At 37.6% G+C, this 12541-nt stretch carries 9 protein-coding genes; 4 read left to right on the top strand and 5 right to left on the bottom strand.

What is annotated here, in order from left to right; all coding sequences use genetic code 11:
* Positions 1-88: 88 nt before the first annotated feature.
* Entirely contained in the window at positions 89-1675 is a 1587-nt protein-coding gene (locus FJQ98_RS00985) for a sensor domain-containing diguanylate cyclase (RefSeq protein WP_053592630.1), read from the bottom strand.
* Between the two features lie 723 nt (positions 1676-2398).
* On the opposite strand from FJQ98_RS00985, the gene FJQ98_RS00980 reads away from it, so the two are divergent.
* Positions 2399-2590, top strand: a complete 192-nt coding sequence (locus tag FJQ98_RS00980; protein ID WP_143114550.1) for a hypothetical protein — start codon at positions 2399-2401, stop codon at positions 2588-2590.
* 203 nt (positions 2591-2793) lie between these two features.
* Positions 2794-3978 carry a CaiB/BaiF CoA transferase family protein gene (locus tag FJQ98_RS00975; RefSeq protein ID WP_053592631.1) on the top strand — a complete coding sequence of 395 codons (1185 nt, stop codon included), beginning with the start codon at positions 2794-2796 and terminating at the stop codon, positions 3976-3978.
* Between the two features lie 283 nt (positions 3979-4261).
* On the opposite strand, the gene FJQ98_RS00970 is transcribed toward FJQ98_RS00975, so the two are convergent.
* From FJQ98_RS00970 to FJQ98_RS00955, 4 genes are all read right to left on the bottom strand, one after another.
* Positions 4262-5737 (bottom strand): hypothetical protein, encoded by a 1476-nt coding sequence (locus tag FJQ98_RS00970; protein ID WP_053592632.1) that lies wholly within the window; start codon positions 5735-5737, stop codon positions 4262-4264.
* Positions 5738-6508: 771 nt separating this feature from the next.
* Positions 6509-7039, bottom strand: a complete 531-nt coding sequence (locus FJQ98_RS00965) for a hypothetical protein (RefSeq protein WP_053592633.1) — start codon at positions 7037-7039, stop codon at positions 6509-6511.
* Between the two features lie 38 nt (positions 7040-7077).
* The gene (locus FJQ98_RS00960; RefSeq protein ID WP_053592634.1) at positions 7078-7551 is read right to left on the bottom strand and encodes a hypothetical protein; all 474 of its coding nucleotides are present in this window, start codon (positions 7549-7551) and stop codon (positions 7078-7080) included.
* A gap of 458 nt (positions 7552-8009) precedes the next feature.
* Positions 8010-9368 (bottom strand): acetamidase/formamidase family protein, encoded by a 1359-nt coding sequence (locus FJQ98_RS00955; RefSeq protein WP_053592636.1) that lies wholly within the window; start codon positions 9366-9368, stop codon positions 8010-8012.
* 1050 nt (positions 9369-10418) lie between these two features.
* Between FJQ98_RS00955 and FJQ98_RS00950 the strand changes: the two genes are divergently transcribed.
* Together FJQ98_RS00950 and FJQ98_RS00945 are read left to right on the top strand one after the other, a co-directional pair.
* Positions 10419-11141 (top strand): response regulator transcription factor, encoded by a 723-nt coding sequence (locus FJQ98_RS00950; RefSeq protein WP_053592637.1) that lies wholly within the window; start codon positions 10419-10421, stop codon positions 11139-11141.
* Positions 11138-12529 carry a sensor histidine kinase gene (locus tag FJQ98_RS00945; protein ID WP_053592638.1) on the top strand — a complete coding sequence of 464 codons (1392 nt, stop codon included), beginning with the start codon at positions 11138-11140 and terminating at the stop codon, positions 12527-12529. Before FJQ98_RS00950 ends, FJQ98_RS00945 begins: the two co-directional genes overlap by 4 nt.
* The last annotated feature ends 12 nt before the right edge of the window (positions 12530-12541 follow it).

Genomic DNA, 12541 nt, shown 5'->3' with positions numbered 1-12541 from the left:
TTAGAAGTCATATGGCGGATGACTTAAAAGTAGCCTGCCCAAATGAACGTTGCATTAATCATGTACCCTAAAAATTAGAGATGTAAGCTTATTTCAATAAATTTTTTATTTTATTTTCTTGCTCAGCTACCATAACTTGATTACGTCCAGCTTGTTTTGCAAGATATAACGCACCATCCGCAGCTTCAATTAGCTTTTCTGCTGTGTCAGCCATTTGTGGATACACAGCAACTCCTGCAGATAATGTAACTGAACGACCACAAGGACTTTCAGTATGTGCCAAAATATCGCGCAGTTGCTCCGCCACCTGTGCCGCTTCCTCAGCTGTAGTATTTGGCAATAACAAAACAAACTCCTCGCCACCATAACGACAACAAACATCTCCATCACGAGCGACTGCTTTCATATTTTGAGCTAAAAATTGCAATACTCTGTCGCCGACTGCATGACCATACGTATCATTAACATTCTTAAAATGATCTAAATCAAGCAAAATGAGAGCATGCGGCACCTTGTTTTCAAGCCACTCAGCTAACATTGCATCCATCGTGCGACGATTCGTTACACCTGTTAACGGATCTGTTGTAGATTGATCCTTAAAATAGGACACCTGTCCCTGTAAAAAAGTTAAACTACGTATAAGAGCACTCTTCAAATAATGAACTTCAAAATACCAGCCACGTACAGATTTCAAGCCTTCTACATTTTTCTTTTCCATGCTCTCTTCTGTTAAAGTAGCTAATTGCTGTAAAGGATTTGCAATACGTGCTGCGGCCCAAAGTACAATAAAAATTGAAATTAGCATAAGAGGAATGGATTTTATAACTACATCCTGTACGCGATCAAATGAAGGGTCTAGTGCTACTTCTAACGGTCTCTGAGCTACAACTCCCCAATCCGCTAAAGGCACCGTACTATAGCCAGCAAGCATTTCCACTCCCCTTGTATTCACTACTAACTGCGCTCCGCTTTTTCCCGAAACAACTGCTTGGACAACCTTATTGTCCATCGCGACATCATTGACACGGCTTGGGTCCTGATGATAGATAACACGTCCATCCGAGTCCACAACATAAACATACGAACCATCATGATAAAAATGCTCTCCTAGTAACGCATTAAATACATTTCGTTCCTTTAAGTAAATTGTCCCAGCTACCATTCCTAAATATTCATCTTTCTCTGAAAAAATAGGATACGATATAAAAATTAGAAGACGTCCCGTAATACCCTCATAAGGTTTTGAGACAAGAGGCTCCCTTTTCGCTAACGCTTCTCGCGCTCCAACAGATGTTAATACTTCTCCCTTTACCTCTACTGAAGGCGGTGAAACAGATAATACAAGACCTTCTGCATTTGTGATAAGTACTGAGTTAAACATATTATTTTGCATTTTTAAACGTTCTGTTTCATATTTCAATGCATTCTCATCATTCATTTTCGACTCAATCTGGTTGGCACTATATCCTAAGATCTGAAATGCTTCCTCCAGATAAGAACTTGCGGTTGTTGCTAATTTTTGCGCGTATACTCGATTCGTTTCAAGCGTGTTTTCTTTAATTGAGTCAACATTCATTCGGTAACCACTCCAAATGCTACCAATGCTTGTTAAGAAAAATGCAGCCAACACTACTCCCATGATTAAATGCTTTAACTTTATCTGTTTTGATTTCATTTTCTACCTTTTACCCCTAGTTTATAATTTCTTATCAATATCTTTTTCCAGGTGTGTTGTTTAACTATTTTTATCCATTTCAATTAATTTGAAAGCTCTGATTTCCGCTACGGGCTACTCGCTTTCCCGCGGGAGTCGAGTAGCCTTTAATCAGTTAAAATGGACATACATTAGCAAAATATCAACAAAAAAATCCTTTTATCACTCAATAATAAACCTATATTTTCCTAATCAACACGCTTGATCTTTTTCAAAGATACTGCTTTTTAACATTTTCTTTATTAGTCTATTAAAGCACATAAAATTCCTTATTAAGAATAATTTCTTATATTAAGAGAAAAGTATTTGTCAAAATAATGTTCTTTTAAGACCCCTTATAACGAAAGTAATATAGTAGACTCATCATCAAAAGTTGGGGATGACATTTGTTAAAATGGATGCCATGTATATCAGTTGAGTGGAGGCTGGGCGACTCCTCGGGGATCAGCCTCAAGCGCACTGAAAAAGTCGATTTGCCACGAAAAATGTGATGCAAATCGACTTTTTTGAATTTTTAAATCCAACAAAAGACAGATTTATAATATAAAAAAATGAATTTCTTTAGTTTTTCAGTGCCCTTGATCAGCCTCACAGATGAGACCCTAGAGCGAAAAAAACGAGCGAAGCGGCTCATCAGACGCCCCAGGAAGCTCTGCTCTGCGCGAAAGCGTAGCGACAGCAACAATGTTTTATCTGTGCGAAAGCGTAGCGACAGCAACAACAAATGTTTTCTGTAGCGAAAGCAAAGCGGCAGCTACAATGTTTTATCTGTGCGAAAGCGAAGCGACAGCAACAAAGCGCCCAGTCGGAACGGAAATCAACGCGATAAGTCTATATTCTAAATTTTTTTACTTTTATTGTTATTCTGACATATAATTTTCTGACTAATTATTTTATAATAAAATTTAACATAGTCAAGCCATCATTTCTTCTGTTATAATACTGATACATTTACATCTTTTCTGTATTAATACAGAATATAGTGCACGCTTTTCACAAAATGGGGATTATGAGAAAAGCGCTACAATGCCTTCTCAAATAGATGGCATTGTAGCCTACACAAAAAGGGGTTGGGAGATTTGGGTATTTTAAAGGGGTTAAAAATTCTCGATTTTTCTGCATTACTACCGGGGCCAATGGCGACAATGATATTTGCTGATTTAGGCGCAGAGGTTATTCACGTTGAATCATCAAAGCGCGTAGATTTAACGCGTATTATGCCTCCTTACGACGATGATCATGAGGCGTATATTCATCAACATTTGAATCGCTCTAAAAAGTCATTAACATTAAATTTAAAATCGCCTGAAGCTGTAGAAATTGTTAAGTCACTTGTTCATGAGTACGACGTCATTATCGAAGGATTTCGACCAGGCGTCATGCAACGACTTGGCATTGGCTATGAGGCTCTAAAAGAAGTAAATCCAAAGGTTATTTATTGTGCTATTACAGGCTATGGACAAACTGGGCCATACAGCAATCGACCAGGACATGACAATAACTATTTATCATTAGCTGGCGTACTTGATTACTCACGCCATAAAGATAAAAAACCTGTCTCAATGGGTGTTCAGCTAGCCGATATTGCTGGGGGCTCGATGCATGCGGCAATCGGAGTACTCGCAGCTGCTTTACATCGTGAAAAAACAGGTGAAGGACAATATATTGATATAAGTATGACGGATGCTGTATTCTCGCTTAACGCTATGTATGGGTCTGCCTATATTGGTGGTGATCGTGTCCCTCAGCCTGAACAGGAAATTTTAAATGGCGGCAGCTACTATGACTTTTACAAAACAAAGGATGGCCGATTTTTCTCGGTAGGAAGCCTTGAACCTCAATTCCGCAAGTTACTCTGTGAAGCTCTTGATATTCCTGAGCTCATTGATAATACTTTTAATGATTCATACTATACACAAATCCGTTTTAAAGAAGCGGTCCATGATGCGTTCTTATCGAAGACTTACAAAGAATGGCTTGAAGTGTTTAACGAGGACTTCGAAGGATGTGTCGAACCCGTTTTAACTTTTCCAGAAGCATGTGAGCATCCACAGCTAAAGGCTCGCGGCATGATTATCGATATTCCAAAAAACGACGGTACAATGCAAAAACAAATTGCATCTGCTTTTAAGTTTGACGGTGTCAAGCCAGAGTACAAGCATGTCGGTGCCAAACTTGGAGAGCATAATGAAGAAGTGTTATCTTCATTAGGCTACAGTGCCGAACAAATTGCTGACTTAAAGGACAAAGGGGTTTTAGAATAATAACATTACAAGATATCAAGCGTGTCGATTAGGAAAATATAGGTTTATTATTGACTGATAAAAGGATTTTTTTGTTGATATTTTGCTAATGCATGCCCATTTTTAACTGATTGTAGCGTAGGGCTACTCGACTCCCGCAGAAAAGCGAGTAGCCTGTAGCGGAAATCAGAGCCTTCTAATTAATTAGGGTGAATAAAGATGGTTAATCAACACACCTGACAAGATATAAAAGAGTGTCTAATGCTGTTATTTAAAACACATTGGACACTCTTTTGTACTTCAATTAAACATACGCACTTATAAATACTCTTAGCTTTTCGAAATGGTCCTCTAAAAGTAAATATTTTTTATAGATTTCCATTAATTTTTCAAAAAGCTCGTACTGCTCCGTCACAAATAAAACCTTTAAAATATTTAGCATATGCTGGGACGCGCTCTGTGCTACCAAATAGTAAGGCGTATCTGGCTGACGGTAATGTTGGCGCCATTCTTCAACAGACAAACCAATATGCTGTAATGAATTATTAACATGTAAAGCAATATCTTGCTGAACTGACGCCTCAATCGCGATAAATTGCTCATTACTATAGTTTTTTTGTACTAAAGTGGCATGTATTTTTTTATTGGATGCTAGTACATGTTCCTTTAAAAGCAGGAGCCCCTCTTGATAACGCTCCATTCTTACATAATGATCAAGCAATATTGCATACAAGTTTTCTAAAAAATTTAGTTCATAATTTTTGATAATGGCAGGAGGTGTTGGTTTACGATTCGGCAATAATTCCTTATATTCCAACAAAATCTCTATTGCGTAATTATTAAGTCGTTCATCTTCTAATAAATACTCACCGTATTGAATAACGGTTTCATTATTCTTCTCCTGATGTGCTATATGAAACAGAAGATATGCAATTAGAACCTTTTCTTTCTCTGTCAATGCATACATCGAATAACGCCAATCCGCTTCAAAGGAAGTAATTAAAGCTTTGACACTTCGATAATCCCCTTCCGATAAACGATAGTGCGTTACAATTTGGTAAAGATGTAACTGTTTTTTAGCCAAGCAAGTAGAATTACGGTTATCCACATAAGTTATACACTTATCCAGAGTCTCTCTGTAATTATTCACAAAGTTATCCACATGTACACAAGTTTTTCTTGTGGATTGCTCAATATGACCCATCATTTCATGGATAAATGTGAATTGTTCTAATGGTTTGTGGATAAACAGTGAATAAACTTTTTTCATGAAAAGCCAATGCCAAAATTGGGCATCTTCTTTATAAATCATATGCACAAAATATTCATTTTCAAATTTATATAAAAATATAGTTTGTAGTTCGTTGACTGGCATTGTAATTTGCATTCGCTTCCCAAAAATTAGCCAGATTAATCGCTCTAAGTCCATCGTATGCTGTGCAAAAAGCTGCTCAAAAAAGGTCTCCTTGCCTTTTTGCGTATAAAAAAAAGCATTGAGACGGTCATTTATAAATTTAGTATCCAAACCATGCCTGTTAAAAAAAGTTTGCATATCTGTAGTTACACGACCCCAATATTTTCGGGCAGTTGAAAACGCAATATTCATCGCCGTTTCCTCATTCACTAAAAATAAATTTGGTGAAAGTGAAGTACCTAGTATTTTCGGGTCTGCCTGTGAGTCAGTCCCTTCCTCCGACCATTTTGAAAGTAATTTTTCAGCACCCTTTTCACCACTACGTTTATATGTCATGAATAACTGCTCATCACAATCCAACAGCATGTAACTGGAGCCCCCCATCAAATTCAACCAACAAAGATCTTCCCCTATCATGTAAAATACGTGCCTAAATGTCCGGCAGATGTCACGAAATCGGAAAGAAGTTCTTTGTGCAAGCACAAAGCCGAATCCGTACGCAATTATACCGAGGCATAATGATTACTCTTCCTTCAATATAACAAATCTTATCCAACATATGCTAAAAAAATAGCGATATGCATCAGAAGTGACAACAAAAGTATTCGTGCAAATTCGACAACTTCAGCTACCGCAGCATAAAAAAAGCCATCTATAAAGGTCAAATACCTCATAGATGGGGTGTGGTATAAAGGAAGAACGGTAAATGAGCTCATTGGCCAATCACTCATAAGTCGGTAGCCCATTCGTATTGTCACAAATAGCCCTTATTGCCCACGCTAATCAAAGCTAGCGCCATAGTACGCACAACTAAGGAAAGCTATGCACCATTCACCAATACAATCGAGAAAAAAGCATTCTCACAACAGTAGACAGACGACCAACAAAATAGTTACAAGAAACATCCGCCAAATTTTTGAGGGATGTTTCTCTGCCCCGAAAGCGCAGGGGCAAAAGATTTTCAAAGAGGGCAAATTTTATTTATCCTATTTTTCATGTTGTTGAGAAACTATTATGTTAATGAAATTAAGGTGTCATATTAAATAAAGTATGGCTCTTCGGTAATACGAGGGGTTGTACAAGCTATAGCATGTATAAAATTTTGCATAATGATTATGGAAATTGATTTTAGCTTCATCAAACTGACACATCTATGGAACTACTGGATGTACTGATATCACTCTGATTATTTTGGCTTGCTGCTTTGAATGAGCGCCACGCTTCTGTATAAATCGCATCAAATTCACTTTCCCGAATACGTTCTTCTCGTGTACCAATTGCATGCCAACCATTATGGGGCGAATAGGTAGAAGTAATATTTCCCCTCGCATCCTTGATCTCTAAATAGCTCACATTTCCACGCTGCATGAATGGTAATTGTCTTATTGTTTGTGCTATCAAGCCTTTACGGTCAGGTGATACTACAGATACGAAGCTCCTTTTCAGTGTCCTATAGGAAGGATTTTTATGACCACCAAACTTGTCATTTTCAAAGTCTTTTTTAGCCTGTGCGATAATCGCTTCCTTATATTTTTCCTCACTCATCGCTGGAGCTGATTTTGTCGACATCGCATTTATTCCTGAAAAACTTGGCATTGAAATAGGTGTTAGTTTATTTTCAACACCTAACAATTTTAATGTATCACTACTAATAGTTGGAAATCGCATTTTTGTACCTCCTATTTAGTTACATTATTTTTTACTAACTAATAGCTATAGTAAACAGTTAGTTTTGGGGAGGCATATGATTTCCATGCGCTACCTAAAGTACTTACATTTGTCCCATTATAATAAATAGACCATGTACCGGCAGCTGGTTTTCCTATAACTCCAGTAGTTATTTCAGTTTTATTAAGCGAACCCCAAGGCGCAAAAGTATAATTGTCCATAGATTCATTTTTGATATGTACTCTATTGGAAACAATCGCTCCGTTACCTCCATATGTGATACCGCTATTGGCATCAACTACCACTTTAGTAACTACAGCATCAGATGGTAAACCAGAAAAATTAAATGTAATTACATTAGAATCTCCACTTGCTTGTTTAGCAAGACTTAGACTCATTGTGTCTCTAGAAGTAACCGTTTTTGAAGATGATGCAGCAAGTGTTGTAGATGTTGTGAACGAAAACATCATTACCATCACAAGTAGAAAACTAAATAATTTCGTAAATTTCATTTCAATTCTCCTCCTATTACAAGTAATTAGGGTCTCTTTTAAATCACCTCGACATTTCCAATGTAAGCATCAATTTACAATAAACCCCTTTTTATATCGGATGGGCAACCAATATTTTTAGTTGTAAATTATAGAATGCTCATTATGCCTGTGAAAGAATTTAATATATATTGTTTATCCTCTTTTTAAAAATCTGTTTTAGTCACACCTTCGAGCGAAGCGACAACAACCACAATGTTTATCTGCGTAAAAATGTAGTTCAGAGGAAGTGGCTCGACGCCCCCCACAGCTGGAACGGAAATCACCTTCATTTAAAGCGTTACAACATTCACATGATTTCCTTGACCATTTTGTTTTTTAACACTTTGGATTTCTGCTCCGAAAGCGTAGTAGTTTTTCGCCTTATAACATAAAAAAAAGCAAACTAGAGTTTGCTTTTTTTATCAGGTTTCTCTTTATTAATCATATTGTTTTTTCACTGGCTTATAAATTCGGGCTTTTTTCAATACTGTTTTAGGTACTTGGAAGGTTGCTGTGACAACTCCTGGATGACGACCAATTTCGATTGAGCCTGTAATCGTAGCTCTATTCATAATCTCTGGCTCGCTCATCTCAAAGAGTTTCGCAGCACGGCTGATAGCATTAGTTGTCGCTTCATTTAATGACGTTCCAGAGCCAACAACTGATACAGGGAATGCTTCCTCCACGTGTTTAACGCCGAATTCCTCTGCAAGCTCACGTGCACGACGTTTTTCTTCCTTTGTAAAAGGTTTAGCCGTATAAGGTAAATCCTCTGTGTTTGGCAGCAAAATAGGGCCATCCAAAGGTACTTTTTTCAATACACTCACCTGCAGCTGAACAATGCCAGCAACATCCGTTGTATGTCCCGCAATTTCACCGTCCCCTTGCATTGCATGCATATCTCCAATGTACACACCACCACCTGGAACCTTTACAGGACAAATAATTGTTGCACCCTCACGAACACGGCTTATATCCATATGTCCATCTGTACGGTGTGTATCTAATTCAGTCTGCGTAAATGCATATTCATGTGGCGCTCCGATTAAAAACGAACCGAAATCACCAGCATTATGAGAGTCTGGCATCGCCTTTGAAGGTGTCGTTCCAAGCTGCCCTAAAAACGGACGCATTCTTGCCATAACACCGATCAAATCACTTGGTGCTAATGCTACCACAGGATTTTGCACAGAATTTTCAGGTGTACGCATATAATTTTTCGCATCAAGTGCAATACGGCGAGCCCCTTCTCGCCCAACAGTCACACCAATATTACCTTTATGATCTAGTGCCATAGTATAGCCATTTGTCATGCTAAAAGGTGATGTTTCTGTATCACATGTCGAACAGCGAATGGACTGCCGACCTATCCCTTTGACGACTGTACTTGGATGAAGCTTACCACAGCCTGGACATTTTACTGATACGAACGGATCCCCAATAAATCGATCTGTAATTGCCTCATCGTGCCCAGATGCTGTTGCTATTGATGTTACCTGTATTGATTTAATCTTTATAACAATGGCATCCCCTATCTCTGCTCCTTCTACAAATACAGGCTTTGTTACTTCATGGCCACCTCGAATCTTTGGTGTTAGCATTGGGCCCCAGCATCCTGGCGTCGTATTAGCAATAATTGTCCCACCGTCTTTAACAGGGCCAAGCATTTTCTGTTGTGGATCTAAAATACCATCTATGAATTCATTTACGAATAATGTTTCGAAGGCTTGCGGCTGTTGTACAAGGTCTTCACTTTCCATTCCTTCTTTTTCTAACACATGCAACTCGTTTGTCATTTTTTCGTCACGCTCCTAGTTTTTATTTTATGTATATAGATTTTTTTTGATCAATTATGCCTCGGCATAATTGGGTCCGGAATCGGCTTTGTGCTTGCACAAAGAAGTTAAATTCGATTTCAACGCTTTATATAAATCTTTGTAGTGAATTGTCGATTGTTAAAACTTAATTTCGACATCAGGTTTGATATTTCCTGCCATTTCGAGGAAGTTGTCATAATCGTATGTATTGAATAATCAAAGTAGCGTTGAATTCCTTTTTTCTTAGTGCATTTTCTAATATGAATAAATGCATAATTTTCATCCAGTAGAATTGTTATAGAACACATGGAAAATTATGCCGTTCTTTTTATATATTTTCAACCGTTTATACATAAAAAAAGCACAGACTCATACAAATGCATTGTAAAAGTCTGTACTTTTATTTTGTAATTACCACGATCATTTTCATTTCTTTTTAGGTGTAGGCAGTTTTAGTACTATGAAAATGAATATAGTTGATAATAATAGAGCTAAAACAATATTGATTGTATTAGGTGGGCCAAGAACTCTGTAAAGTAATTTATCAAAAGTTGGTATTCCTAACCATTTAAATATACCAGGAAGTACCAATATCCAGGATAAGAGTCCTAAAATCAGCGGTGTCCAATACTTTCGATTTCAATACTTTCATCCCCTTCTGATTATTTTGATATCACCGACTAATATACTTCAATTAGTTAGACAATAATTTTTTAAGTCCTTCATAAAACTGCTTTGAATATAGACTTTTCAAACGAGTATATAAAGTATTATTTTTCCTTTATAAGTAACTGATCTATATTTATTGATTCAAGTAATGTCTCAATTCCTTTTTTAAGCAAGTTTCATTTATAATAAGTCACATAAGACACTTCAATCGGTGGCAGATTTTAAGCTATGCGCCCATTTATCTTAGGCGCTTCAGTTATTTTATTTTTGAAATAATAAGGAAATGTTTATCGAGCTACTGCTAAACATATTAGCTATACGCTATTCTTAAAATAATAAAGAAGAAAGGGCGTGTGAACGATGCAAGAGCCAACTATTCTAGTGGTGGATGATGAGGCTGATTTAGCAAACCTTCTAAAAGTCAGCCTGCAAAAAGAAGGTTATAAAGAAATTCATACAGCTGGCTCCATTCAAGAAGCATGGACGAGCTTTCAACAAACACAACCCGATATTGTACTACTCGATGTGATGCTTCCTGATGGCGAGGGCTACGATTTATGTCGTCGTATTCGAGAGGTATCGCATGTGCCAGTGCTTTTCATGTCAGCGAAAAATGAGGAAATTGATAAAATTTTAGGACTCGCTATCGGAGGAGACGATTATATTACGAAACCTTTTAGTCCTAAAGAGGTTGCCTATCGTGTGAAGGCACAGCTTCGCAGAGCGGGCTATCACACGCAAGAAGCAGTGCCAGTAGCTTCCGAGAAGTCGATTCAAGTTGGTCCATTCTTACTTAATGGTGATGAAACGGAGGTACATAAGGACGACGTTTTATTGGAGCTAACAGCGAAAGAGATCGGCTTGATGGCTTGCTTTATGAATAATCCTAATCGAATTTTAAGTAAAGAAACGCTATTTGAACGTGTATGGGGAGAGGACTTTTTCGGCTCAGACAATACCGTGATGGTGCATATTCGACGTCTGCGTGAAAAGGTTGAAAAAGATGCATCGAAGCCTGTGTATATTACAACTGTAAAAGGGCTTGGCTATAAATTTATCGTTCCAAAAGAGGAACAAGTATGAAATGGAAATTAACAGCTAGATTCCTTCTGTCTGTGCTGTCTATTGTTATTATTGTTATTTTCTTGAATACAGCCATTTTAATTGGTTTTTTCATTTTCCAACAGGTAAATAAATACGATAATACAACTTCGTATTCAGAAGAAAACTTCGTGCGCGAGTTCCAACAGTATATTGATATAAGTAATGGAACGCCAGCAGTAAGCAAGGATGGTCTTCAACAATTGCATCAGCGAAATGCTTGGATTCAATTACTTGATAATAATGGGCAAGTCGTTGATGCCCATTTTGCCCCGGATAAAGCGCCTTCACACTATGCACCGATTGATTTAATTCAAGTTTATAAATATAAAGAATTCGATGTTGATACAACCGTGTATGTGGGAAGTAAAGAAAGTATTAGTTATCTTATCGGCATCAAGGGCAGTGGCGTTATTAGATATGTCACTCATTTTTCTGGCTCATCTGTCTTACAGTTTATTGGCAAGTTTGGTTTGCTCATTGTCATTGCTGATTTATTAGTAGCTACACTCGTCGGCTGGCTCTTCGGACGAACGTTGACCAAGCCTCTATATGCAATGATTGAACGTATTCGTCATTTAAAGAATCGTGAGCATATGCCTAATAAAATGCCCGGTGGCGTGTACAAACCAGTTTTTGAAAATTTAAATGAAGTATCGAGAGAGCTTGCCGCGCATGAGGAGGAACGCAAAAGATTAGAGATGATGCGTGAGGAATGGATTAGTAATGTCTCACACGATATGAAAACACCGCTTGCCTCCATTCGTGGTTATGCAGAGCTACTGAATGATGGAAATTTATCTTCTCATGAACAAACAGAATACGCTCACATTATCGAGAAACAATCATTGCATATGCAAGATTTACTGGATGATTTAAACTTAACTATGCGATTAAGACATCAGCAGCTTCCACTTAGCTTAACGGAGGTAAATATGGTGCAATTTATTCGTGAAATCGTTATTGATACACTCAATACACCTCAATATGAGCAGGCCAATATTGAATTTAATGCAACTAAAGATGTTATCAAGCATCACATTGACGAGCACTTTATGAGACGAGCGGTAATGAATTTTTTACACAATGCTTTGCTTCATAATCCTTCCGACGTATCCGTTACTATTCTTGTTGAAGATCATTCCATTACGATTTCTGATAACGGTAAAGGCATTTCTGCCGAAGATCTTGAACATATTTTCGAGCGCTATTATCGAGGGACAAATACTGAGCAAACATATGGTACTGGTTTAGGTACTGCTATTGCTAGAGATATTATTGAAGCGCACGGAGGAACTGTAACGATTACCTCTGAAGAACAACAAGGTACAACTGTCAGCATTCAATTACAAGAAGACAAAAAGGAGTAGCCCTATAACTAA

The sequence above is a fragment of the Lysinibacillus agricola genome (assembly GCF_016638705.1).
Lineage (GTDB): Bacteria > Bacillota > Bacilli > Bacillales_A > Planococcaceae > Lysinibacillus > Lysinibacillus agricola.
The sequence above is the reverse complement of the archived record's forward strand: the minus strand, read 5'-3'. Positions and strand labels throughout refer to the sequence as shown.